A 24,609-nucleotide genomic window follows, 5' to 3' on the forward strand; every position below is an offset into this window, starting at 1 on the left:
TTCAGGGTCGTCGACATTCTATAAGCCGCATGGATCACAACAAAGATCCATGAATGGATCTTGGAACCGGGCCATGATTGCTATTGCCGCACCTGCTCGGTACAAGGGACGCACGAGTGGATGGGGGTCCTGGCGGGAATTGGCGTCGCTTATACTTCCAGGCCACGGCGTCAGAGCCCTTTCAATCGAGTGCAAATCGACGAGGCCATGACAGGCGCGAAGACCCGCAATATCTCGCCGCTGGATCCATCGGCGGCCGGGCCCTTCTACCGGCAAATCTACGATCGGTTTCGCGGTGCCATTTCCAGTGGATCATTGAAGCCGGGTGACCGAATTCCGTCGGCGCGCGCGCTGGCCCAGGAACTTGGCCTGGCGAGAGGCACCATAGAGACCGCATATTCCTTGCTGGCCGCCGAGGGGTATATTCAGCCTCGCGGTCAGGCGGGAACCGTAGTCACGCCGGGCCTCGACGCGCGAATGCCTGTGGCAAGCACGACGACACCCCCCGACAGCGATATTCCCGCGGCCAGTTTTCGTCCGGATTCGATCCTGCCGTTCCAGATGGGCCTACCCTCCCTGGATGCGTTTCCTAGAAAGATCTGGGCACGCTTGGGCGCGCGATGCGTACGCGCGATGCAACCCTCCGACATGGCGCATCCGTCCGTATACGGCTCGTGGCCGTTGCGGACCGAGATCGCCGCATATCTCCAGGTTTCGCGCGGGATCAACTGCTCCGCCTCGCAGGTTTTCGTGACGTCGGGATACCGTCACACGCTGGAATTGATCGGGCACGCATTGATAAAGGCGGGAGATCGCGTCTGGACGGAAAACCCTGGATTCCCGCCCACGCGAGAACTGCTGAGCCATATGGATGTCGAAGCGGTTCCGGTACCGGTGGACCAGGACGGCCTGGTCGTTTCCGAGGGTATCAAGGCGGCGCCACGCGCGCGCGCAGCCGTGGTGACGCCTGCGCATCAAAGTCCCCTGTGCGTGACCCTATCCTTGCCGCGGCGTCTGGCGTTGCTGGACTGGGCGGCGCGAAACGACGCGTGGGTGATCGAGGACGATTATGATGGCGAGTACCGGTACGTCAGCCGGCCTCTGCCGGCGCTGAAGAGCTTGGATCACGATGGACGCGTGCTCTACGCAGGCACGTTCAGCAAGGTGCTGTTCCCGAGCATCCGGCTTGCATATCTCGTCGTGCCGGAAGCGCAGGTCGAGCGGTTCGAGCAGATCAGCCAGGTTTTCGCAGGGGGCAGCCCCCAGCTCACGCAGGCGATCGTCTCGGCCTTTATCGCGGAAGGGCATTTCGCGCGCCACATCCAGCGCATGCGAAAGCTCTACGCCGAGCGTCGGGAGGCGACGGCGGCGGGTCTGGCGAGCGTGTTGGGTGAGCATATGCGCATCGATTCCCAGCCGGGCGGCATGCACCTGATCTTGCGGCTGCAAGGCCGGCAGTCCGATCGGCGGCTCGTCGCGCGCATGCGGGAAGAGGGCCTGTATGCCGAAGCCCTGACGGATTGGACGGATCCCGGTGATGGCGCCTCTGCCTTGCTCCTCAATTTCACGAACATCGTCTCTCAGCGTGTCGCAGAGGATTTCGGAAGGCGTATCCTGAAGCTGTTGTAACGGAGTGTATCGCGCGCGACTGGAGGATCGTGGCATAGGATATAAGACGGTTCATGGACCTTCTGAATTGGGCCAAGATGCCGCACGATAGAATCCTTCAAGACAAGGATTTGTCATGAGAAATCGTATCGTAAAGGCACCCGTGGGATTGGCGCACTGCGCGTGCGCCAATGGCTTGAGCCTGAGGTACGTCGCCGAATTGCGGGACGTGCCGGATGCACGGGAGGCTTGAATGGAAAAGATCGGGCCTCAGCAAATCTGGTCTTACTTCGACGATGCGGAGAAGGCGCGCCCCGTGTCGAACCGCAGGATTCGCACCGGCGAAGGGCACACCGTCTTCACTTTTTTCGAGCTGGCAATGAAGGTGGCCGAGCTTCAGTTCTTAAACCGGAACCACGTGATGCTGTTTCGAGGGCAGACCAACGACCATATGTCGCCGACCGGCACGATGCTAAATCCGACGCTTTTCCGCCTGAGCGGAAAGCGCTCCGCCATCCAAAGGATTCTGCAGGCGCGGTTCGAACGCCTGAAAGCCGCTGAAGCGCATCTTGTCCGCCTGTATAGAGCTGCGAACCTGCGGGGGATCGATCGGCTTGTGCGGCATCGGACCATAAGATGGTCGATCCTCCAGCATTACGATGTTTGCAGGACCCCGCTGCTGGACTTGTCCCAGTCCCTGAGGATTGCGGCTTCGTTCGCCGCCCGGAAGAATGGATCCGGGGATGCCTATCTCTACGTCCTGGGCGTACCAAACCGAAGTGGCGCGGTAACCGCCAGTTCCGAATCCGGGTTGCAGATCATATGCCTGTCCAGCGCATGCCCGCCCGAGGCGGTCCGCCCGCACATGCAGGAGGGGTTCCTCCTGGGCGAATATCCGGAGATCGCCGATTACGACCCGAATGGACGACACGCCTATCAGGAGATGGACTTCGGCCGCAGACTGGTCGCGAAATTCAAGCTGAACCTGGAAGCATTCTGGAACAGCAGGGATTTTCCGCCCGCATCGGTGGAGTCGATCTATCCCAAGGAGTTTGATCCGCTTCTGCTGGTAGCGGATCAGATCAAGCGTGAAATCGGCCCGGAGATCGAGGCGTGACGGTCCGCGCCGTCGGAACCGGGTTTTCCTCTAGACGGTAACGGCCGCATCCTTTCGTCCCGCGTTGCCGAATATCGCGAGATAGCGGGCGATCTCCGAAGCCTCGCCGGTCGCTTTCGTCGGATTGTCCGACAGCTTTACGGCGGGCCGATCGTTCGCGGCGACGACCTTGCAGACCAGCGAAATGGGATCGAGCGCATCGGTCTCGAACGGCGCGCAGCCTCGGAAATCATTGGTGAGGTTGGTTCCCCAGCCGAAGCTCATTCGCACGCGGCCATCGAAGTGCCGGTAGGTTTGCTCGATCGTGTCGATGTCCATTCCGTCCGAGAAGATCAGCAGTTTTTTCCGCGGATCGCGCCCTTTTTCCTGCCACCAGCCGATGATCTGTTCGCCCGCTTCGATCGGCGGCGCGCTGTCCGGCCGGAACCCCGTCCAGTCGGCAAGCCAGTCGGGCGCATTGTCGAGGAATGCCGTGGTGCCGAACGCATCGGGAAGGGCTATCAGCAGATTGCCGCTGTAATGGTCGCGCCAATCCTCCAACACACGGTAGGGCGCCCGCGCGACCTCCGCGTCGTCCTTCGCGAGCGCGGCCAGCACCATCGGCAACTCGTGCGCGTTGGTGCCGATGGCTTCGAGGTCGTTGTCCATCGCCAGCAGCACGTTCGACGTGCCGATGAAGTGCGCGCCGAGCCCCTCGTTGAGGGCATTCACGCACCAACGCTGCCAGAGGAAGCCATGGCGGCGGCGCGTGCCGAAATCCGATAGCGCGAGGTCGGGCAAACGCTGCAGCCGCTCGACCTTCCCCCACAGCTTCGCCTTGGCGCGCGCGTACAGCACATCCAGCTCGAAGCGCCCCCGACCCTTCATCGCCGCGCGCGAACGCAGCTCGTTGACGATCGCGAGGGCCGGAATTTCCCACATCGTCGTTTCGGTCCAGGCACCCTCGAAACGCAGCTCATATTGGCCGTCGACCTTGCGCAGCTCGTACTCCGGCAGCCTGAACCCGGCGAGCCACGCGATGAAATCCGGGCTGAACATCTGCTCCCTGCCGTAGAAGCTGTTGCCGGACAGCCAGATCAGCTCCTTGCGCGTAAAGCGTAGCGTTCGTGCATGATCCAGCTGGGCACGCAGCTCCGCCTCGTCGATGCAATCGGCGATCCTCACCGTCTTGGTCCGGTTGATCAGCGCAAAGGTGGCGGTCACGTCCGGATAGAGATGACGGATCATCTGCAGCATGAGCAATTTGTAGAAATCGGTGTCGAGCAGGCTGCGTATGATCGGATCGAGCCGCCAGCTGTGATCATAGGTCCGGCTCGCGATGTCCGTCACGGGCATGGGCTCTCCTTCACGCGATCACGAGGTGCAGCGCACGGTGGCCCCAGAGGGTATCGCATTGCCGCGCGATCGGCGACGTCCTGATCATGGACTAGTGTTCAACATGCTTCATGGACCTTCTGAACTGGGCCAAGACGCGCCAAATTGAAGTCCTTCAACGAGATAGGATTTCGTCATGAGCAATCGCATCGAATACGCCAAGGTTTCGCCGGAAGGCTTCAAGGCCTTTGGAGGCGTCTACGTCTCCGTTCAGAAATCCGGCCTTCTGCAAGAGCTGGTCAACCTCGTCCACCTGCGGGTTTCGCAGATAAACGGCTGCGCATATTGCATCGATATGCACTCGCGCGACCTTCTCAAGGGCGGCATCGCGGTGGACAAGCTTGTTCTGGTGGCCGTGTGGCGCGACGCGGGTGAACTGTTCAGTGCCCGCGAACGGGCCGCGCTCGCCTGGGCTGAGACCGTGACGTGCATCGCCGAAACCGCCGCTCCGGATGCCGACTATCAAGCCGCGGCTGCCGAATTCAACGAAAAGGAACTCGCGGACCTGACCTATGCGATCGGGCTGATGAACGCCTTTAATCGGTTCGGAATCGCCTTCCGCACGCCGCCGGCCGCTGCGGCAAAGGCTTGAACCACCGGAAGCGGGCGCGACACATTCCATTCGTTGGCGCCCGCTTCCCCGTCCGCGTCGGCGGGCGCTCACCCTAATTTCCATGCGACCGGATACGGCGCACCAATGAACGGATCTACTCCTATGGCATGGGCTCTGCTTTGCATCGCCGGCGTTCTCGAAATCGCATTCGCCTTCGGTATGAAATGGTCCGAAGGTTTCACGCGACTGATGCCCGGGCTGTTTACGGTCGCCACCGGCGTGTCGAGCGTCTTCCTTCTTTCACTCGCGCTGCGCACGCTGCCGGTCGGCACCGGTTACGCGGTTTGGACCGGTATCGGCGCCGCCGGCACCGCGATTCTGGGAATGGCGGTGCTCGGTGAATCCGCCGCCCCGGCGCGAATCCTGTGCATCCTTGTGATTTTCGCAGGTGTCATCGGACTTAAGATGGCCGCGGGGAACGGTGGATAATGCTGGCCTGAAAGCTCAGTCCGACAGCGCCCCAATTGGGGCTTTCCCAGAGCCGACAACGGAGCAGTCACTCCCCCTTGCGCTCGGATGCGTCCAGGGCAGACCTTCGAGCGCAGCCACCCTTATCCCGTCGTGCCAAAGCAGCATTCATGTTCCTGGACGGACGGCAGCTTTCGGGCGCAGACGAGGTCGGCGATTGCCCCAAAGGTTGATCCCGACCGAACTTCTCACCGAATGAACAGGGCGAGGCCCTCGCGTGGAGGGGCTCTCACGGTTTTTGCTTCGGATTTTTTGTCGCGAATCGGCCCATTGAATCCCACTCCGTCGCAGGTTCGAGTCCGATCAGGGGACCAACTTTTGGCGGTGGACCACGAGGGGACTTTTGAATTTCGGGTATGAAAAGTAATCGCTCTAACTCAATGGTTTTATGCTGAGTTGTCGAGTCCTGTAGGCTAAGCTGGCGGACCGGGCGCTGCTGCTCGCCAATTCGCTGTTCAACGCGTTCGAGGCCGCTGGGCATCGCGTCGCGCTGGCCCCCGCGAAATCCGCGCTGCACCGAGATGTCTCTGGATTGTTTCCGACCTAAAGGGGCCGGATTGACCGATCGGCAGGACGATCGATACGCCAGCCTCGCGAGCCAGCAGGTCACGCGCACTTTGAGATCGCGAGCAGCTTCGCCAGCAACGGTTCCACCTGTTCCATTCGAAGCATGTTCGGCCCGTCAGACAACGCCTTTTCTGGCTCGGGGTGGCATTCCATGAAAAAGCCGGCAACTCCGACCGCGGCGGCGGCTTGCGCAAGACAAGGCACGAACTCTCTTTGCCCGCCTGATTTATCGCCCATGCCACCTGGAAGTTGCACGCTGTGAGTCGCGTCAAACACCACCGGGCATCCCGTATCACGCATTTGCACGAGACTGCGCATGTCAACGACCAGGTTGTTATAACCGAAACTGGTACCCCGTTCACAAACGGTGAAGCGATCCTCATCAAACCCCGCGTGCAGGGCTGCGCCGCGCGCCTTGGCCACGAGAGGGGCCATATCGCCTGGCGCCATGAACTGCGCCTTCTTGAAATTGACCGGCTTCCCGCTCCCCGCTGCAGCTTCGATCAGATCGGTCTGCCGCGCGAGGAATGCCGGCGTCTGGAGCATGTCGACAACCTCGGCGACCGGTCGGCACTGGTCTACCGTGTGGACATCGGTCAACACCGGAAGACCAGTCTCGCGTCGAACCGTTTCGAGCACGCGCAGACCTTCCACCAAGCCCAGGCCGCGGAACGCAGTGCCCGAGGTGCGATTCGCCTTGTCGAAGCTCGACTTGAACAGGACCAGGATCGAATATCGATCAGCCAAGGCACGCAATCGTTCCGCAACGGCCAGACACAGTGCCTCGCTTTCGATTACACAGGGCCCAGCAATAAGAAACGGACGCAGGCCCAAACCGATATCGTGGGTGCATAGCTTCATCGAGCTCGTCTCCTCAGTCCAGCCCACGGCGACGCAACATCGCCTCGACCACGGGCACATCGCTGGGGTTATTGAGTTCGACAACTTCCCAGTCCGGTACATCGCATTCGATGACCGCTATGCCGACGCCATTGTGTAGAAAGCGAAGCTGCTCCAGCCCCTCGGCCTGCTCCAGCAAGCAAGGCGGCCATGCTGCATAGTCGGCTAATGATGCTGGACGATAGGCATAGGCACCCAAATGCAGCAACGCTGGGCATTCATCCCCACCCCGCCAGTTCTCCGGCAAAAAAGGGAGCGTTCGTTTGGAAAAGTACAAGGCCTTGGACCAGGCATCGCACACAACGGTGGTTCCGCCGACACGCCCGGCGCGCTCGTCTTCCCTCAGATGGCGATAGAGTGATGGCGTACACCGTAAGGCGGGCGTAGCGACGGCAATCGCCGGGTCATCGCGCAGGCGCTCGATCAAGCTGGAAACCACATAAGCCGGCATCAAGGGGGCATCGCCCTGGAAGTTCACGATGATGGTGGGCGGATCGGCCATTTGCGCAATTGCCGCAGCACAACGCTCCGTGCCATTGGCGCATGACTCCGCGGTCATGATCGCAGCGCCGCCAAAGCGGCGGACTTCCTCCGCGATACGAGTGTCGTCGGTGGCCACCACCACGAAATCGACACCAGGCACCATGTTCGCCGCTCGCCAGCTACGCTCGACGAGGGTGCGTGATGTTCCGTTCGCTCCGATCAGGCCGACCAGAGGCTTTCCCGGATATCTAGTAGAGCCATAACGTGCTGGTATGATGATACCTGCGCGTTCCAGGCGGCTTGTTTTCCGCACTTCAAAGACCGGCGCTGTCATGGGAGCATCACCAGATCAAGCAAGTGAACGAGGCCAATGGGGCGGCCCGCCAAAACCGGATCGGTCACGAAGATCACCGTGATCCTGGCTTCCGCCATTAGTGCGGCGGCGTCGCCAACGGTCACATTTGCGGCCACCGTCTTCGGGTTTCGGGTCATCACCTGCTCGGCGGAGCAGGATGGGATCGCGTCGAAACCGCGCCGAAGGTCTCCGTCGGTTATAACGCCTATCAAAATGCCGTTCGGATCGACGATCCCAGCTGCGCCTTTGCTTGCTTCGGTCATCTGCGCGATCACGTCCTGAAGCGGAGTGTCGAGTGCCGCGAGTGGCAGCGGCGAGCCGTTTCGGATAAGTCGTCCGATCGGCTGTGATCTCCAGCCGATCGCGCCACCAGGATGTAATCCGGTAAGTTCAGTGCGAGAGAATCCGCGTGCGTTCATCGTGGCAATTGCGAGGGCATCGCCCAGCGCAAGCATCATTGTGCTCGACGTCGTGGGTGCGATCCCCTCCGGACAGGCCTCGTCGACTTCAGGAAGCAGCATCGTAATGTCTGCATAAGTTGCCAGCAGCGATGACCGCTGGCTGGTGATTGCCAGCACCGGCAAACCGAGCGATCGCACATGGTGCAGCAATGGCAACAGTTCGATCGTCGCTCCTGAGTTCGACAAAACAAGGAGGCTGTCGGTGTTCTGCACGACGCCGAGATCACCATGGGCGGCTTCACCAGGATGAACAAAAATTGCAGGTGATCCTGTAGAGGAAAGCGTGGCGGCAACCTTGCGGCCGATATGACCGGCCTTTCCCATTCCTGTCGTGATCACTCTGCCCCGGGTTGCGAGGATCGCGCGGACAGCGAGGTCGAAACTGATATCCAGGCTATCCGCCAAGAGCGTCAATGCGCCTGCCGCCTGCTGTATGACCGACACGCCCACAGCGCGATTACACTGATCATCGATTGTTATCGGCGGGAGTGCGAGACTTCTCAACATCTCGCTGACGGCCTCACGTCGGGGTCGCGATGGGACGAGCGCGTGAGCTTGCTGCGCGACATCGCGCATAGTTGGGCATAGTCCTCCGCTATCTGTTCAATGCGCAGCAGGGTTTCACCAATATCCGGGACGGGAGCTGGTGCTGGCCGCTGCGCGGTCGCAGGAAGGCGTCCGACTTCAACAACAACTGTGGAGACATTGATGATGGTTGCTCGGCCGCTATCAATCAGACCGGAAAATGGCCCCCGCGCCTCGGGGCTGAGAAATAGTGCCGGCACTCCGAATTCCGCCGCCTCTCCGGCGGCCCCGGACGCCAGCGAGACCATGGCGCGCATGTGCGGCAGTAAGGCCGGGAGCGGAAACAATGCTGCTTCTTCAATAACTATATTTGGTTGGCGCAGTTGTAGCAGGCGTCCATATTCGGCGTCTTGAACGGGCGTTGTTGAGGGATGGCGCCGGAGCCACCAACGCCAGCGCCGCGGTGCTGCTTCGATCTGCGCCGCAAGAGCATTCCAGGTCGCGCGATGCCCACCGATCGGTTGTAGAGCGACGAGAACATCACACTCATACTCTGCGCCGTCGCCAACGGCATGGTAGGCGGTATGCCAAATCCGTGTGGTTTCGTCTTCGTCATCGAGAAATGGCGCGAGTTGCGTGTGCCCGCCATGCAGACTTTGATGCCAGGGCAGAGGCAAGGCTGCGGCCCAGCTCCGTATATGCCCGGCATCTTCCTGCTTCCAGGTCCAGAACAGCGACGGAAGCGTCGAATAGCCATTTTCGGGCAAGGCGGACCAGGTGTACGCCTTGTGCGCGCCGTCCTGCGGGCAATGTTGCAGATCCACGCACAGGATGCCTTGGCGGCGACAGGCAAGTGCGAAAGCATGGCCCAGGCCCGCATAATAGGTAACGATGAAGGCGACCTTCGGCTTCGCAACCCGCAGGATCTTCTGGAAAACCGAAGCGGTATGAGCAACGAAGCGAGCACGCCGCGCCAGCCGATCGCCGCTGAGCGAGGGGGCGTTTATACCGCGCGCTTCCAAATATCGGAGGACTGCCTCATGATCCGGCAAATGTGGTGAGAGCGCCCGGCTGAGTGCCCCGGCGAGCGCGCCCCAGGCCGACACCACATTCGCGGCAAAGGTCGGACGGCGCCATGGAAGGCGGCTGAGATTGGTGCTCTGCATCAGGAAAGTGCGTTGACCACGCTTTTCCATGGCGGCGATCAGCGGCTCGGCAAATCGATCCTGCCAACTGCCAGTGATGCGATCGAGCGAAACGCCGTCGCCGAGCACCACCGCGAACGCCGGTCTCGGCCAGGGCCGCCAATGGGCAAGGTCGCGCCGACTTTTCCAGACATTGGTTAGCGGAGTCGCCAACCCGGTGATCGCGCGCCAGATGAACGGCGGAGCCGGTCGCGACGTATCGCCGCCACTCGTTCTGAACATATCGAGGAACAGGTCCATACGTGCGACCGGCCATATATCGACGTCGCCCGCTCTCCACTGCGCCACCGGGAAATTACGCTCAATGTCCTCGACCAGCGCCAGGTATCGCCGCTGGAGCGGCGTCGCTGAGGAATCTTCGCGAGCGCTGCGCGCGTGGCGATCGACATCCCCCTCTTCGGCGTGGTGGAGTTTCGTCATGTCATCGTCGCCAGGCGGTCGGCCGTCACCGTGGTGACCGCCGCACCGTCGAGATGCGCGGCGATCTTGGCGATCACCTCGCGCGTTGCGGAGATATGCATGTCGGGCGAGCCGCCGGCGATGTGCGGAGTCAGGAAGACATTGGGCAGCCGCCGCAACGGATGCCGGTGCGGTAACGGTTCCTGCTCGAACGTATCGAGACAGGCGGTGATGTCGCCGCGGCGTAGCCGGGCGACGAGCGCAGCGGGCTCGATCAACGCGCCGCGGGCGACGTTGATCAGCACCGCTCCCGGCCGCAGCCGGTCGAGTTCGGTCGCGCCGAGGCAATGGCGTGTGCCGGGCGTCAGCCCGCGATGCAACGATACGATGTCCGCCGCCAGCACGGCCGCGAGCGAGGCGGGCTCGGCGCCGGCGGCGCGTATCTCAACGGGGTCGGCATGATCGGAATAGACAATCACATGCGCGCCGGTGGCGAGCAGCCGTTGTGAGAAGGCACGGGCGTTGGCGCCCCAGCCGATCAGCCCCACCAGGGCACCGGCGAGGTCGCGGCTCGGCCCCGTGTAGGACGACAGCGACGCCAGCGCCCGGTGCCGCCGCAAGCGTCGTACCGGCCCCTGGATCCCTAGCGCGGCGACGATCGGGCGCGCTGCCTGGACGCCACGCAGCATCATGCCGCGTGCACCGGTTGGGGGCTGCGCGGTTCCCCAGCCGCCACGCTGCATCGCGCGGCTCGCAACAAAGGCGCGACGGCGGCCGAGAACCGCCAGGCCGAGCGCGAATTCGGCGACGCTTTCGGCGTAAGCCTGGCTGGCATTCACCAGCGTTATGCCTCGCGCCAGCAGTCGGTCGGGCCCGTAGCGGACGAGCGACAGGCCGACGGTGCCGACCACCGCAAGGTTGGGAAGCCTGTCGAGTGCTGCCTCGCTGAGCGGATCCGCACCCTGGCCGAGAAGCGCGGCAACGACGTCCGGATACGGTGTCGCGGCGTGCTCCAGATCCACGGACGAGATCAATCGCCATGTCTCCGGCATCGTGCCGAGCGCCCCACGCAGCCGATCCGCGCCAGCCAGTAGCACGGTGGAACGGCGGGCCGGGCGCGCCGGCGCGCGCGGCTTGGGAAGCCGCACAGGGCCGTGATAGCCCGCCTCGATCAGCTCGGCGAGGAACAGCGAGGGCGCAAGCGCCGCGATCGTATTGGGCGGCGGCGGCCCGCCCGCGACGGCGGCGAGAAACGCGTCGTGTTCAGCGGCAAAGCCGTCACCAGTCGGGGACAGGTCGAACTCCACCGGCGGTCGTCCGCCGTCGCGCCGCCCGGACAAGCCCGCTTCGGTCACGCGCCAACTCTCGCCAGGGGCATGGAAGGTATAACCTTCGCGCCTCTCGCCCGCCGAATTGTCGCACAGAAAGACGGCTTGCGCGTTACCGGGCCACCGCATCAGCGCCGAAAAAGTGCTTGGGCAGGCTCCCGGCCCGCCAGCCTGGGCCGTGACGTGGTCGGGCAGGCCACCCATCATATAGACGAGTACATCGAGCGCATGAATGCCGTTGGCAGTGAGCCAGCTGGCCGCGCCGAACGGCGGGGGGCGTCCATATTCGGGCTTGTGGAAGACCGCTTCGGCATACGTCCAGCCGCCCCTGCCGGCCAGCGCGCGGAGCCTCGCAAGCGCGGCGAGGAAGCGACGGTTGTGCCCGCCAACCGCGACCAATCCACGCGCGTGGGCGGCGTCGGCCAGCGCGCACGCTTCGGTATAACCAGGCGCGATCGGCTTCTCGACGAACAGGTGCTTACCTGCCGCCAGCGCGACGATGCCGAGTGCGTGATGCTGCTGTGCATTGCCGAGCAGGTAAACGAGATCAATGTCGGGCCGATGGATCGCCGCCACGGCGTCGCCGCTATCGCTGGCAAAGCCGAACCTGCGCCGCGTTGCCTCGGCGGCGTCAGCTCGCAGATCACAAATCTCTACAAGGTCAATTCGCCCGACATCGCGGAGCCGCGCCAGTACCGGCAGGTGCAGCAATGCTGCCGTCTCGCTGGCGCCGACGACAAGCGCACGGGGGCGCCCCGACGGTCGAGGTGTAGAGAGCGGAATGGTGTGCCCCTGGTCCGTCATGAGGTTCGGCACGTGAGTGCGTCGCGGACGAGCGATGGTTCAATCGCAAGCCGTCACCGAGCCAAAAATCATGCTTAGCGCGCAGCCTCGGAATGTTTAACCTAGCCGGTCTCCCCGCATTGAACGCCTTGCGGGAATCACGGCACTTATGGTTCGATGCATCAGGCGGAACCGAGCGGATTTTCCCGGAGAGCGAGGAGCGCCGATAGCGCGCTGGCGTTCGCGCGCGCATTTCTGAGGTTCGCGCGGTGGCAAGCCGCGTTGGGGGCGCTGTTGCTCGCACTGGCAGCAGTGCTCGATGGTGTCGGGTTGCTGATGCTGGTGCCGATTCTCGATGTCGCTATCCATGCGTCAGGCGCACCGCTCCAAGGTGGAGGGATTTCCGCGCCGCTTATCCGGCTGGTTGACGGCTATGGAGAGATGACACGCCTGTCGCTGCTGCTCGGCCTGTTCGTGGCGCTGATGGCTGCCAGGAGCGTGGTTCAAGCCGCGCGCGACCATCATATCAGCCGCCTGCAACTCGAATTCGTTGAGTCGATTCGGCTCGACTTGATTGAGCGGTTAGCCTCGGCCGGCTGGCAACGCCTGATACAGGTCAGCCATCCGCGCATCGTCCAGGCGCTGAGCGGCGAGATCCACCAGATCGGGATCGCTGCCAATTGGGTGGTGCTGGGTGCCGTCGCGCTGACCATGCTGGTCGCCAATGCCTTTTTGGCGGCAATGCTGTCACCCTTGGCGGGCGGTCTGGCACTCACGTTCGCTGGGCTCGGAATGCTCGCCTGCAGCCCTTATTTGCGACGCACCCGCGTCCTCGGCCGCGCCGTCACCGACGCCAATCTTGGCCTGACGGGCAGCGCACTTGCATTCCTCGCCGGCTTGAAACTCGCCACCGCGCAGAGTCTCGAACACGGCTTTATCGCGGAGCAGCGCGTCAACTCGGCAGCGGCGATGAGGAGCCGGCTTCTGTTCCTCCAGTTCCAAGTCAGGGGTCGCAACGCGACTCTGGCGCTCGCCGCTCTGGTTGGCGCGGCAACGTTGTTCGTCGGCGTGGGCGCGTTTCACCTGCCCGCCTCCGTCCTGCTGACGCTGCTCCTCGCCTTGTCGCGGACGACCGCACCGGCGTTGATCGTCCAGCAGGCGGCTCATCATATCATACACAGCCTACCCGCCTTCGATGCGGTAGAAGACCTTCAGCGCGAACTCGAGATGACCGCACCAGTCGACGAACTGGCGGACACAGGCACGGACGTTGACGGGCCGGCGGGAGCGATCACACTCAGTGGCGTATGCTTCCACCACACCGCTGAAGCCGTGGGGCTCGATGCTGTCGACCTGGTTATTCCAGCGGGCGCATTTATTGGCATTCGCGGGCCGTCGGGATCGGGCAAGACAACGCTGCTCGACCTCGTGTCCGGGCTATTGGTACCGCAATCCGGCTCAATCTCGCTGGGAGGACACCCGCTGTCGGGCGCCACGCTGCAGCGGTTTCGCGAGCGGTTGGCTTATGTCGCACAAGAACCGTTCCTGTTCGACGACACCATTCGACGCAATCTCGCCTGGTCACGCGAGGGAATCGGCGAGGCGGAGATGTGGGCGGCTCTTGCTCAAGTTGACGCGGATCGGCTCGTGCGGAGGCTGACCAGCGGCCTTGACACCAGGATCGGTGAGCGTGGTGTTATGCTTTCGGCCGGCGAACGACAGCGGCTGGCGCTCGCACGGGCGCTACTCAGACGACCCGCCGTGCTGGTGCTCGACGAGGCAACCAATGCCATCGACATCGCTGGCGAGCGCGTGATTCTCGAACGTCTCGCGAGTATGGCCGGAGCAGTCACGATATTGCTGGCCGCGCATCGGCGCGAGAGTTTGGCACTATGCGACAGCGTGATAGAGTTTCCGCTGGTCCGCGAGACCAGAGCATCGCTGCACGATGGCCGAATGGCCCCTTCGCGCAAGGGGTTGCTCGCTTGAATCACGATTTCTGAGCGTCAGTGCGGAATCCACTCCCTGCTGATGAGCGGATGGAGTAGATCGGTGGTTCAACAAGAATTGTCGGTGAGCCTTTGTGAAGGCTCGGTGCTAAAGGCGCCTTGGCTCGCGTTATCCGCGGTCCGCCGTCAATTACCGTGGCCGCTGCCTGGCCCGACGATCTCAAGGGCTGCACGCTGAATGTGTACTGCGATTGGCCAGATTTGTACCTAGCGCGCGCGCCGCGCCGATCGCTGGCCCGAGATTGAAGATGCCGAACGCGAGCCGCGGCGGCCCGGCGGGAAGGTGTCGGCGATCAGCGCGCAGGAAGGGGCACGCCGCCCGCCTCGCCAAAGCCGAGCCGCGGCGCGACTCCTGCTGGTCATACCGACAAGAAAATGCGGGCCGCGCTGTGAAGCGGGCCCGCTGAGGATCGATTGGCCGGAGGAAGCCAACCCGTCGGGAAAGGTTTCGGTCAGAACCGGGCAGATACGCCCAACGAATAGGATGCATCGTCGAAACGCATGTCGCGCGGCAAAGCGGGGTCGCCGTAATAGCTGCGATACTTGGCGTGGGTCAGGTTGGTGCCGTCCAGCGTCAGGGTGATGCCCTTGCTGATCTCGTAGCCGACACTGGCGTCGAGGCGGCCGTTCGGGCGGACCTGGTTCAGGATGAGCGTCTGGCCGACGGGGCGGACGTTGGTGCCGCCGTAATTCTCGTCATAATAACCCGAGCGATAGGTGTAGACGACACGCCCAGTCAGGCCGAACTTCTCGTACAGTCCGCCGATATTGAAATTATGCTTCGAAACGCCCTGGAGCTGCTGGCCGAACAGCGGATCGCCCGGCGTTTTAACCTTGCTATCGGCATAGGTGTAGTTGCCGAACACGCCGAAGCCGCTGAGCGCGCCGGGCAGGAAATCGAAGAAGGTCTGGGCGCTGACTTCGACGCCCTTCAGCGACACCTTGCCGACGTTGCGCGGGCGGGTGATGTTGTAGTCGAAGCCGTCGATCGTCTCGACCTGGCTCTGGCTGATCACGCGGTCCTTGATGTTCTTGTAATAGCCGCCGATCGCGATGAAGCCGTTGCGCGAGAAATAATATTCGAGCGTGGCGTCGAACGCGTCCGACTTTTGCGGACGCAGATCGGGGTTGCCGCCCGAGCCAGCCGGAAGGATCAGGATGTTGGTCGAGATCAGATAGCTGAGACCAGGGTTGAGATCGCCGAAGCTCGGCCGCGAAATCGCGCGCGAATAGTTGAAGCGCGCCTGCAGGCCGCCGCCGAACTTCAGCCGGGCGCTCGCGTTCGGCAGGAAGTTGTCGTCGCTGGTCTTCGCGCTGAACGGGGTCAGCACCGGCGCAGGGTTCGGGTTGCCCGGAGTCGCCGCCGGCGTCACGAACGACGCGCCGGCGATCGAGCGATCGGTCCGCGTGTAGCGGAGGCCGACCTGGCCATCGAGCTGGACAGCTCCGCCGAGCGGCACCTTGTATGCCGCCTGGACATAGCCGGCATAGGTCTTCTCGGCGGCGTCGAACGAACGGTCCGGCGTGAAGTCCGGGAAGCCCGCGCCCAGGCCGTAAAGTTTGCGCAGCTGGTCCTGGATCGCCGGATTGCGCAGCTGGTCCTGGTTGGGGACGATCACGCCGAAGCCGTTGTTCACGCTCGGAATGCCGGACGAATGCGTGAGGAAGCCGGCGCCCAGGAACGGCACGTCCGAGATCAGCGTGCCGCAGACCGTGCCGCAGGTGCCGCCCAGCGACTGTTCGTGGGTCGCGGTGTGATCGGCGAAGCGGGCACCGAACTGGATATTGTCGAGGAAGCTGTCCAGGCGATAGACGCCGTCCACCTTGGCCGCGAACTCCTTGCCGCGATCCCGGATATTGTCCTGGTTGAGCGGCGACAAAGCGAAGTTGGCCGGATCGGTCAGCCCGTTGGCGGTGTCGGTATAGACCGTGCCGCCGCCGACATTGGTATTGACGTTGGTGGTGATACCGTTGCCGGCCTTGAAGATGTCCAGGATGAAGTTCTGGTTGCGGACACGCGAGCGCTGGTACGAGATGTCGGCTGCCAGCGAGAGCGGTCCGGAATCATATTTCGCGCCGCCCGAGATGACATAGACCATGGTCTTGTCGTGGTGCGCCTGGGTGCTGGTGAAGCCGCCATGGTTGGTGGAGGTGAAGGACTGCGCGGTGCACAGGTGCTGGACCGTGCCCTTCGGATCGTAGAAGCCGGCGCTGTTGACCGCATAGTCCTTGCACTCGTCGGTCGGCGTGACGTTGCTGAACGTGCCGCCAAAGACGTCGTCGATCAGGAAGAACGAGGCCGACTTGTTCTCATAGGCGGTATACAGGCCGTTGGCGTAGATCTGGAGCTCGGGCGAGGGCTTCCACTGGAACGCCACGTTCGCCTGCTTGCGCTCGTAATCGCCCTCGTTGTTGAGGCCGCCGACACAGGTCGGCGCAATCACGCCGGCCGCGCCCGGAGGCCCCTGGGTGCCGCTGCGGAAATCGCAGTTGAACGCAATCGGGCGATTGAAATGGTTGAGCGCGTAGGAGACGTCGGCCAGCAGGCCCATCTCGCCGATGCCGGTATCGAAGCGATCCGACACGAGCAGGCCCAGGACCGGGCTGACCTCCTGCGTGTTGCTCGTATAGATGGCGCGGCCATTGGCCGCGAGGGTGAAGCCGTCAAAGTCGAACGGCTTGTGGAGCCGCAGGTTGATCTGGCCGGCGACACCGCCTTCGATCAGGTCGGCCGAGGTCGACTTGTAGACATCGGCGCCCGCCAGTGCTTCGGCGGGCAGGTCCTGATAGGAGAAGCCGCGGCCGACGCCGGTGAAGATTTCGCGCCCGTCCAGGGTGGTCAGGATATCGGGCAGGCCGCGGACAATCGGATTGACGATCTCGTTATTGTCGCCAACCGTGACCTGGACCCCCGGCACGCGCTGCAGCGCTGCCGCGACCGTGCGGTCGGGGAACTTGCCGATATCGTCCGCGACGATCGAATCGACCACGTTCGGGGAATCGCGCTTGATCGTGGCGGCCTTTGCCAGTGACTCGCGAATGCCGGTGACGACGATCTCGTCGCCCTGATCTTGCGCGCTCGCATCGGCCGGGGGGGACTGGTTCTGCGCCATGGCCGGCGTCGCACCCAAAAGGGCGAGCATCGACACGGATGACAGGACGCAAAATCTCGAGATCATTTCTACCTCTCCTGGAAACGGTGGAACCAGCGGCTTTTCACATCCGGTTGCGGGCGACGGGTACATTCGTCGGTCAAATGAGACAAGTATTATTTGTCATACCACGTACATCGCCGGTTCACACTCTTCGAGGCGCTTGATGCGGGTCATTTCGCCGGGCCCGGGCCGACCAGAAAGGTTTGATCTCCGTGTAGCGGACCGCGCGGCGGCACACTGGACAAGCCTACTTTGTCCTATTTATATGATTTCAAATCGCAGGAGAGAATCATGAAGCCCTATCGATGGATTCGACGTGTTGGACTTGCGATCGGGATGGGGTTTCTGGCGCCGGTCGCGGTCGCGCAGGTGGCGCCGGGCGGGCCGGTCACGCCCTATGTCGATCCTGCCAAGGCGTATCTCTTCGCACACATGACCAAGGAGCATTATGGGGTGCTCTATTATTCGGTCAGCCTCGATGGGCTGCACTGGACAAGGATCAACGGCGGACGGCCGGTTTCCCAGGATTATCACGGCCACGCCTCGATCGCGCGAGGCGGCGATGGGCGCTTTTATCTGGTCGGCAACAAGGGGGATGACGACCCGCTGATCCGCTTCTGGGTCTCGGACGACCTGATCCGCTGGACTCCGTTCGGCACCTACCGGCCGGACCTCAAGGACATTCCCGACCACCCGCATGCGCTGCAGCGGATCGGTGCGCCAAAGCTCTATTTCGACAAGCCTTCGGGGCAGTTCCTGCTGACCTGGCACACGCCCTCAATCGAGGGCACGCCCGAGGATCCCGAGCGCTACTGGGCGAGCCAGCGGACGCTCTATGTCCAGTCGAAGGACCTCAAGACATTCGACGAGAAGCCGCGCCGCCTGTTCACCTGGGACATGGCCACGATCGACACGATCATCCAGCCCGACGACAAGGGCGGCTATTGCGCTATCATCAAGGACGAGCGCTATCCCTCCTATGACTGGACGACCGGCAAGACCGTGCGGATGAGCTGTGCTGCGAATCTGCTCGGGCCGTACCCGCTGCCCGGTGCATCGCTCAGCCCCAATTTCCGCGAGGCACCGACGCTGGTCCGCGCACCCAATGCTGCCGACTGGCTGCTCTATTACGAGCAGTATGCGGGCACGAGCTACGGTCTCTCGATGGCGCCCACCTTGCACGGGCCCTGGTATCAGGTGTCGGGCAATAGCGGCGTTCCCGAATGGAACCGGTACGAGATGCCGGCGGGTACGCGGCATGGATCGATGATCGGCATCACGCGCCAGCAATATGATGCGCTCCTGAACGCGTTCCCCAATCCATGAGCCGGGGCGCCATCCTTCTCCTCGCCGCGTTCTCCGGCTGTCTTGCGGCAGCCCCGGAGGCAACGGCGCAGACCAATACGGGCACCGCAATAGAAGCGGGAGGCTTCGTCAATCCGCTGCTGCCGTCCGGTCCGGATCCCTGGATCGTCCGCGACGGCTCCACCTATTACTACATGAACACGCAGGGCAATCGGCTGGCGATCCGCAAGACCCAGGACATCACCCGGTTGGCGGATGCGCCCGAGATCACGGTATGGACTCCGCCGGCTGCGGGGCCGAACGCCCAGTCCATCTGGGCGCCGGAACTGCACCGGATCCACGGCAAATGGTACATCTATTATACCGCCGCCGCGAGCGGACACGATGACGATGCCCATCGCGGCATCTTCGTGCTCGAAAATGCCGGCCGCGATCCGACGCGCGGGAAATGGACCGACCGGGGCCAGTTGAAGACCGAGCATACCGGGATCGACGGCACGACCTTCGTCTATTCCGGCAAGCGCTACTTCGCCTATTCGGCCTATGTCGGCCCGGACAGCGAACTCGCGATCGTCGCCATGGCCAACCCCTGGACGCTGCAGGGCAAGGAAACGATCATCGCCCGGCCCGATCGCGCGTGGGAGCGCCAGGGTGGTCGCCAGATATTGGAGGGTCCCGAATTTCTCCGCGCTCCGAACGGCAAACTGTATCTCACCTATTCGGGCAGCGCGTGCTGGTCCGACGACTATGCGATCGGGCTGCTCAGCGCGCCGGCGGGCAGCGATCCGCTCGATGCAACCGCATGGACGAAGACTCCCGATCCGGTCATCGCGAAGTCGCCGGAACAAGACGTCTATGCGCCCGGACATAACGGGTTTTTCACAACGCCGGGGGATCGTGAAACCTGGATCGTCTATCACGCCAATCCAGGTCCGGGCATGCAATGCACCCCCAAGCGCTCGCCGCGGATCCAGCGCGTCGAATGGGACAGGGAGGGTAGGCCGGTCTTCGCGAAACCCGCAGGATCGGCATTGGCATTACCTCGTCCGGCCGGCGCACCTTAAGGGAATCCGGCGCACACCGAAGGCGGCGCTGACCGCTCGCATTGCACTGAAAAGGCGTCAGGATCCCTTGAGCGCCGCGACAAACGCGCGGGCATTGGCGCCCACGTCCGCCGCGCTCATGCCCGGCTTGTAGAGCGCCGATCCCAGCCCGAAGCCTGCCGCGCCGGCATCGCGCCAGGGCTGCATATTGTCCGGCGCGATCCCGCCCACCGGCAGCACGCGGGCGTCCCTGGGCAGCACCGCGCGCATCGCCTTCACGACGGCGGGCGTCGCCGCCTCGGCCGGAAACAGCTTGAGCGCGGTCGCCCCCGCATCGAGCGCCGCGAATGCCTCGGACGGTGTGGCGATGCCGGGCAGCGACACCAGCCCCGCCGCCGCGCTCGTCCCGATCACATGCAGGTTCGCGTTGGGCGAAATGATCATCTGTCCACCAGCCGCCAATACCGATCCGACCTGATGCTCGTGCAGGACCGTTCCCGCACCCACCACCGCCCGCCCCGCGAAACGCTTCGCCAGCCGCGCGACGCTGTCGAGCGGATCGGGCGAGTTCAGCGGCACTTCGATCAACGTGAATCCAGCCTCGACCAGCGCCTCGCCGACAGCCTCCACTTCATCGGGCTTCACCCCGCGCAGGATTGCGATCAGCGGGCATTTGGCGAAGGCGGCGTCGAAGGCAGCGATATGGCTCATGCGATGTGCTTTCCGATTGCGAGGATACCGGCGATGAAGGCGGAGTGGCTGTCGACCAGTTGCGCGCGGCGGTCATGTGCCTCGATCGCCGCGACATAGAGTCCGCCGAGCCCGGGGTCGGCGAGGATATGGACGGTGTCGTGCCCGGCATGGCTAAGGCGCACCGCGACATCGCCGCCGATCAGCAACCCGCTGGCATAGGATGCCGCATCTTTGTCGTCGCGGAGGCCCAGCATCTTGGCCGCGCGGATGCCGAACAGCGATGCGGCGAGATCGAGGCAACGCCCTTCCTCGACTCCCGCAAGGAACGCCGCGCCGGGCGTCACGTCGCTGCCGAGCTGCGCGGCGAGCAGGCCATGCTGCCGGAGCAGTGCGAACAATTCGCCGGTCATCGCGGTGGTGAAGCCGGCGATCCGTCCGTTCTCCATCTCCGCCCATTTGCAATGCGTGCCCGGCTGCACGAGCAGCGAGTCCCGCGGCACCAGCCCTGCCGCCACCGCGCCGATGAACTGGACTTCCTCGCCGCGCATCACGTCGGGCCGCCCCTCCGCCAGCGTCGAGACCCCCGGCACAATCGCCGTCCGCTCGTCGATCCACAGCAATCCGGCGGACAATTCCTCTAATCCCGCCGCCGCCGCGACATAGGGCCCGGGCCGCCAGCCGATATTGGAGCCGACCATCCCCGCCATCAGCATCGGCAGGTCGCCGAAGCGCGCGCGGATTCCCGCCGCCTCGCCGGCGAAATCCTCGACCGAGGTTACGCCCTTGTCGTCGCGCTCGGTCTGCGTGACCCGGCCGTCCTCGATCAGGAAGACGCGCCGGTTGGTGGTCCCCCAGTCGACCGCGAGGAAGTGCGCCCCGAAGCTCACCACCAGGTCGCGTACAATGCGATGAGGATCACCACGATGATCGCCGCCGCGATGTTGAAGCCGGTCGTCGTGCGGAACGAGACGCCCTGCATCGTGATCAGGTTGCTCTCGCGGCGCGCCGGCCTGGCCAGCGAGACGATTACCGCCAGCGCCAGCGCGATGAAGAACACGATCGCCATGCGATTGATGAAGGGTACCGCGTTCAGCGTCTCAACTCCGCCCCATTTGGCCGGGAACCAGAATATAAAGCTGACGACGACGGATGCGATAGCGCCCACCAGCGCACCAGCTTCGGTCGCGCGCGGCCAGAACAGGCCGAGCAGGAAGATCACGGTGATGCCCGGCGTCACGAAGCCGGAGAATTCCTGGATATACTGGAATGCCTGGTCGAGGCTGCCGAGCAAGGGCCGCGCGGTCAGCATCGCCAGGATGATCGCCACCACCGCGGCGATCCGTCCGACCAGCACGAGCTGCCGCTCATGCGCCTGCTTGCCGGTGGCGTCCTCGGCGCGGGTCTGCACGCCCTTCAGCTTGGCATAAATGTCGAGCGTGAAGATCGTAGCGATCGAATTGATCTTGGACGCGGTCGACGCGATGATCGCCGCGATCAGCGCCGCGAAGACGAGGCCGAGCAGCCCGGTCGGCAGCAGCGCCATCATCGTCGGATAGGCCTGGTCGGGCTTCGCGAGGTTGGGCGCGAGCACCACTGCGGCGATGCCCGGCAGCACGATGATCACCGGCATCAGCAGCTTGAGGAAGCCTGCGAAGATCACGCCCTTTTGTGCCTCGCCCAGGCTCTTCGCCGCCAGCGCGCGCTGGATGATATATTGGTTGAAGCCCCAATAGCTCAGGTTCGCGATCCACATGCCGCCCACCAGCACGGCGATGCCGGGCAGGTCCTTATAGTGCGGATTGTCAGGCGACAGGATCATGTCGAAATGATCGGGCACGCGGTGCGTCAGCTCGACAAAGCCGGCGAACACGCCCGCATCGCCGCCGATCTTGCTCAGCGTCAGATAGGCGATCACCAGCCCGCCCAGCACCAGCAAGGTCACCTGGACGATGTCGGTCAGCGCCACTGCCTTCAGCCCCCCGCGGATCTGGTAGAGCAGGGCGAAGGTGCCGAGCCCGATCAGCGCCACGTCCTGGTTCACGCCGGCCACCTGGGTGACGGCGATCGAGCCCAGCCAGATGATCGAGGTCAGGTTCACGAAGACGTAGAGGATCAGCCAGAACACCGCCATCACGGTGCGGATCGTCGGCCCGAAGCGCTGCTCCAGGAATTGCGGCATGGTATAGATCTGGTTGGCGAGGAAGATCGGCAGGAACCATTTGCCGACGATCAGCAGCGTCAGCGCCGCCATCCATTCATAGGAAGCGATCGCCAGGCCGATCGCATAGCCCGAACCGGACATGCCGACGATTTGCTCGGCCGAGATGTTCGCCGCGATCAGCGACGCGCCGATTGCCCACCAGGGGAGATTCTTGGAAGCGAGGAAATAGTCGCTCGAATCCTTTTCGTGCCCCGCCTTCTCGCGGCTGACCCACTGGGCCAGGCCGAAGATACCAATGGCGTAGACGATGACGACGATCAGATCGATCTGCGAGAGACTCATGCGATTCCCACTCCCTTGCAGACGTTGCGCTCGCCTGCTCTTCCCGCCTTCCCCGACGGCCTTGTTCATTTATCTTATTTATTGGACTTGTCCAGCGCGGTGGGTCGGCTAATTTGGGTCCAACACAGCGGGCAAATGCTGGGTTGGGATATCGGTATCATTACCGGGCACAGGGGGCATCAAAAGGCATGACAAATTATCCCAACCCCGGCGCGGACGAAGCACGGTCGCTGCTCGGCCGCAACCTCACCTATGGCATGCTCGATAGCCTGGGCCGGGCGATCGTTACCGGGCGTTACGAGCAAGAGGCCTTCCCGACCGAGGCCGAGCTCGCCAAGCAGCACGGCGTCAGCCGATCGGTGACGCGCGAGGCGGTGAAGATGCTCACCGCCAAGGGCCTGCTCAGTGCGCGGCCGCGCCAGGGCACGGTGGTGCAGCCCCAGGTTTCGTGGAATCTTTTCGATACCGATGTGCTGCGCTGGCTGCTTGAGCGGCAATTCTCGGTCGACCTGCTCAAGCAGTTCAGCCAGCTCCGCGTCGCGATCGAGCCCGAGGCGGCCGCACTCGCCGCACGCTTCGGGGACGAGAGGGACCTCGCCCAGATCTCCGCCGGCCTGGCGCGGATGGAAGCGGCGGAACGCGGCGACGACGACACGCTCGACGCCGACATCGCCTTCCACGTCGCGATCCTGCGTGCGTCCGGCAACCCGTTCTACGCGCAGTTTCGCGACATGGTGGCGACCGCGCTCAGCACCTCGATCCGCTTCACCAACCGCATCAAGGGGCGCACCGCCAATGTCGCCGATCACGCTGCGGTGCGCGACGCGATCGAAGCGCGCGATCCCGATGCCGCGCGCACCGCGATGCGCGCGCTGATCGGCGACGTGCTCGATCTCATCGAGCACGTCGAAACGACCAAGGGCTAGGGACAGTCGAGCCGCAATTGTGCTCCTGCGAAAGCAGGAGCCCAGGATCAGGGACGATTCCCTTGCGGCTCTGGGCTCCTGCTTTCGCACGAGCACGAGAATGGCCCCCGTTGGTCAGGCGGGGCTGCGCTTGCAATGTTCCGCGAAGCCCTCAAACGACAGGTCCCCGCGCTCGTGCGCGAGGAACCTGCGACCTTTGTGACTTAGGGTACCGGCTATCGCCCAGCGCGCATCACCGGCCCGCGGGTACCGTGCCTTTGGGCGCGGCGCTCAGCCGCTTGATCAGGTCGGCTTCGGCCTGGCGGTAGGGCTTGCCGTCGGCGCGGAACACCTCGTGGAACCAGATCGTCGGCTCGTCGGACGTATAAGGCTTCTTCCAGCTGTCCCAGGGCAGGCGGGTCTGGGTCTTGCCGTCGACAAAGCCCCAGTTGAACATCGCGATGTTCAGCCGCTTGCCGATCGGGAGCGACCCGTCGAAGGTCGATCCGTTGCCGCGCGCCATATATTCGGTGCACCACACCGGGCGGCCATAGCCGAGCATCTGCATCGCCCGCTTCTCGAAGGTTTCGGGCCAGCTATAATCGTGGAAGCTGATCACGTCGGACTGGGTGATCTGGGTCTTCTCGACCGCATCGACCTTGGTCAAATCGTCCCAATGATCGCCGAGCCACACGCCCGAGGTGAGCGGCTGGATCGGATCCACGCTGCGCGCCCAGTCGAAGACCTGGGGCAAGAGCTTGGCGACATATTTGTTCTTGTCTTCGGTCGGCTTGTAGTTGCCGCCCCCTT

General features: G+C 63.5%; 18 protein-coding genes and 1 pseudogene. 8 read left to right on the top strand and 11 right to left on the bottom strand.

Going from position 1 to position 24,609, the window contains the following annotated elements:
* The first annotated feature begins 189 nt into the window (after window positions 1-189).
* Complete coding sequence (locus IAG41_RS22145; protein WP_222950830.1) at window positions 190-1,629, top strand: PLP-dependent aminotransferase family protein; 1,440 nt, start codon at window positions 190-192, stop codon at window positions 1,627-1,629.
* A gap of 232 nt (window positions 1,630-1,861) precedes the next feature.
* A complete protein-coding gene (locus tag IAG41_RS22150) occupies window positions 1,862-2,725 on the top strand; it encodes an FRG domain-containing protein (protein WP_187730864.1) in 864 nt (287 codons plus the stop codon).
* A gap of 30 nt (window positions 2,726-2,755) precedes the next feature.
* Here IAG41_RS22150 and pncB read toward each other — a convergent pair whose 3' ends face one another.
* Window positions 2,756-4,060 (bottom strand): nicotinate phosphoribosyltransferase, encoded by a 1,305-nt coding sequence (gene pncB / locus IAG41_RS22155; RefSeq protein WP_187730865.1) that lies wholly within the window; start codon window positions 4,058-4,060, stop codon window positions 2,756-2,758.
* Between the two features lie 175 nt (window positions 4,061-4,235).
* On the opposite strand from pncB, the gene IAG41_RS22160 reads away from it, so the two are divergent.
* Window positions 4,236-4,691, top strand: coding sequence for a carboxymuconolactone decarboxylase family protein (locus IAG41_RS22160; RefSeq protein ID WP_187730866.1), 456 nt, complete (start codon window positions 4,236-4,238; stop codon window positions 4,689-4,691).
* A gap of 123 nt (window positions 4,692-4,814) precedes the next feature.
* Window positions 4,815-5,141: a DMT family transporter gene (locus tag IAG41_RS22165; protein ID WP_187730867.1), complete on the top strand. Its 327-nt coding sequence runs from the start codon at window positions 4,815-4,817 to the stop codon at window positions 5,139-5,141.
* 645 nt (window positions 5,142-5,786) lie between these two features.
* Here IAG41_RS22165 and kdsA read toward each other — a convergent pair.
* From kdsA to IAG41_RS22190, 5 genes are all read right to left on the bottom strand, one after another.
* A complete protein-coding gene (kdsA, locus tag IAG41_RS22170; protein WP_187730868.1) occupies window positions 5,787-6,608 on the bottom strand; it encodes a 3-deoxy-8-phosphooctulonate synthase in 822 nt (273 codons plus the stop codon).
* A 13-nt stretch (window positions 6,609-6,621) separates the two neighbouring features.
* Entirely contained in the window at window positions 6,622-7,464 is an 843-nt protein-coding gene (locus IAG41_RS22175; RefSeq protein WP_187730869.1) for a 3-deoxy-manno-octulosonate cytidylyltransferase, read from the bottom strand.
* Window positions 7,461-8,360 carry an SIS domain-containing protein gene (locus IAG41_RS22180; protein ID WP_262408833.1) on the bottom strand — a complete coding sequence of 300 codons (900 nt, stop codon included), beginning with the start codon at window positions 8,358-8,360 and terminating at the stop codon, window positions 7,461-7,463. Before IAG41_RS22180 ends, IAG41_RS22175 begins: the two co-directional genes overlap by 4 nt.
* An 86-nt stretch (window positions 8,361-8,446) precedes the next feature.
* Entirely contained in the window at window positions 8,447-10,096 is a 1,650-nt protein-coding gene (locus IAG41_RS22185; protein WP_187730871.1) for a hypothetical protein, read from the bottom strand.
* Complete coding sequence (locus tag IAG41_RS22190) at window positions 10,093-12,207, bottom strand: NAD(P)-dependent oxidoreductase (RefSeq protein ID WP_187730872.1); 2,115 nt, start codon at window positions 12,205-12,207, stop codon at window positions 10,093-10,095. Before IAG41_RS22190 ends, IAG41_RS22185 begins: the two co-directional genes overlap by 4 nt.
* A 273-nt stretch (window positions 12,208-12,480) precedes the next feature.
* Between IAG41_RS22190 and IAG41_RS22195 the strand changes: the two genes are divergently transcribed.
* Entirely contained in the window at window positions 12,481-14,175 is a 1,695-nt protein-coding gene (locus IAG41_RS22195; protein WP_187730873.1) for an ATP-binding cassette domain-containing protein, read from the top strand.
* Window positions 14,176-14,647: 472 nt separating this feature from the next.
* Here IAG41_RS22195 and IAG41_RS22200 read toward each other — a convergent pair whose 3' ends face one another.
* Window positions 14,648-17,374 carry a TonB-dependent receptor gene (locus tag IAG41_RS22200; protein ID WP_262408834.1) on the bottom strand — a complete coding sequence of 909 codons (2,727 nt, stop codon included), beginning with the start codon at window positions 17,372-17,374 and terminating at the stop codon, window positions 14,648-14,650.
* A 312-nt stretch (window positions 17,375-17,686) separates the two neighbouring features.
* Here IAG41_RS22200 and IAG41_RS22205 point away from each other — a divergent pair, with 312 nt between their 5' ends.
* Together IAG41_RS22205 and IAG41_RS22210 are read left to right on the top strand one after the other, a co-directional pair.
* On the top strand, window positions 17,687-18,676 hold the full coding sequence (locus tag IAG41_RS22205) for a glycosyl hydrolase family 43 (RefSeq protein ID WP_410468102.1): 990 nt from the start codon (window positions 17,687-17,689) through the stop codon (window positions 18,674-18,676).
* Window positions 18,673-19,719: a family 43 glycosylhydrolase gene (locus tag IAG41_RS22210; protein ID WP_187730875.1), complete on the top strand. Its 1,047-nt coding sequence runs from the start codon at window positions 18,673-18,675 to the stop codon at window positions 19,717-19,719. Before IAG41_RS22205 ends, IAG41_RS22210 begins: the two co-directional genes overlap by 4 nt.
* Before the next feature lie 57 nt (window positions 19,720-19,776).
* Here the strand turns inward: IAG41_RS22210 and IAG41_RS22215 are convergent, their stop codons facing one another.
* Genes IAG41_RS22215 through IAG41_RS22225 form a run of 3 tightly spaced genes read right to left on the bottom strand, consistent with a single transcriptional unit; the run spans window position 19,777 to window position 22,894 of the window.
* Window positions 19,777-20,409 (bottom strand): 2-dehydro-3-deoxy-6-phosphogalactonate aldolase, encoded by a 633-nt coding sequence (locus IAG41_RS22215; RefSeq protein ID WP_187730876.1) that lies wholly within the window; start codon window positions 20,407-20,409, stop codon window positions 19,777-19,779.
* Window positions 20,406-21,284 (bottom strand): 2-dehydro-3-deoxygalactonokinase, encoded by an 879-nt coding sequence (locus IAG41_RS22220; protein ID WP_187730892.1) that lies wholly within the window; start codon window positions 21,282-21,284, stop codon window positions 20,406-20,408. The genes IAG41_RS22215 and IAG41_RS22220 overlap by 4 nt, the downstream gene beginning before the upstream one ends.
* Window positions 21,275-22,894, bottom strand: coding sequence for a sodium/sugar symporter (locus IAG41_RS22225; RefSeq protein ID WP_187730877.1), 1,620 nt, complete (start codon window positions 22,892-22,894; stop codon window positions 21,275-21,277). Before IAG41_RS22225 ends, IAG41_RS22220 begins: the two co-directional genes overlap by 10 nt.
* A gap of 188 nt (window positions 22,895-23,082) precedes the next feature.
* Here IAG41_RS22225 and IAG41_RS22230 point away from each other — a divergent pair, with 188 nt between their 5' ends.
* Entirely contained in the window at window positions 23,083-23,820 is a 738-nt protein-coding gene (locus IAG41_RS22230; RefSeq protein ID WP_187730878.1) for a FadR/GntR family transcriptional regulator, read from the top strand.
* 232 nt (window positions 23,821-24,052) lie between these two features.
* On the opposite strand, the pseudogene IAG41_RS22235 reads toward IAG41_RS22230, so the two are convergent.
* A pseudogene (locus IAG41_RS22235) lies at window positions 24,053-24,609 on the bottom strand (1,4-beta-xylanase); the annotation flags it as partial.

Origin of the sequence: Sphingomonas sp. JC676, from assembly GCF_014489075.1 — a bacterium.
Taxonomy (GTDB): Bacteria; Pseudomonadota; Alphaproteobacteria; order Sphingomonadales; family Sphingomonadaceae; genus Sphingomonas.

Coding starts and splice junctions, on each gene's coding strand:
- IAG41_RS22150 (WP_187730864.1), top strand. CDS start 1,862: ATGGAAAAGATCGGGCCTCAGCAAATCTGGTCTTACTTCGACGATGCG.
- pncB (WP_187730865.1), bottom strand. CDS start 4,060: ATGCCCGTGACGGACATCGCGAGCCGGACCTATGATCACAGCTGGCGG.
- IAG41_RS22160 (WP_187730866.1), top strand. CDS start 4,236: ATGAGCAATCGCATCGAATACGCCAAGGTTTCGCCGGAAGGCTTCAAG.
- IAG41_RS22165 (WP_187730867.1), top strand. CDS start 4,815: ATGGCATGGGCTCTGCTTTGCATCGCCGGCGTTCTCGAAATCGCATTC.
- kdsA (WP_187730868.1), bottom strand. CDS start 6,608: ATGAAGCTATGCACCCACGATATCGGTTTGGGCCTGCGTCCGTTTCTT.
- IAG41_RS22175 (WP_187730869.1), bottom strand. CDS start 7,464: ATGACAGCGCCGGTCTTTGAAGTGCGGAAAACAAGCCGCCTGGAACGC.
- IAG41_RS22185 (WP_187730871.1), bottom strand. CDS start 10,096: ATGACGAAACTCCACCACGCCGAAGAGGGGGATGTCGATCGCCACGCG.
- IAG41_RS22190 (WP_187730872.1), bottom strand. CDS start 12,207: ATGACGGACCAGGGGCACACCATTCCGCTCTCTACACCTCGACCGTCG.
- IAG41_RS22200 (WP_262408834.1), bottom strand. CDS start 17,374: ATGATCTCGAGATTTTGCGTCCTGTCATCCGTGTCGATGCTCGCCCTT.
- IAG41_RS22205 (WP_410468102.1), top strand. CDS start 17,687: ATGGGGTTTCTGGCGCCGGTCGCGGTCGCGCAGGTGGCGCCGGGCGGG.
- IAG41_RS22210 (WP_187730875.1), top strand. CDS start 18,673: ATGAGCCGGGGCGCCATCCTTCTCCTCGCCGCGTTCTCCGGCTGTCTT.
- IAG41_RS22215 (WP_187730876.1), bottom strand. CDS start 20,409: ATGAGCCATATCGCTGCCTTCGACGCCGCCTTCGCCAAATGCCCGCTG.
- IAG41_RS22225 (WP_187730877.1), bottom strand. CDS start 22,894: ATGAGTCTCTCGCAGATCGATCTGATCGTCGTCATCGTCTACGCCATT.
- IAG41_RS22230 (WP_187730878.1), top strand. CDS start 23,083: ATGACAAATTATCCCAACCCCGGCGCGGACGAAGCACGGTCGCTGCTC.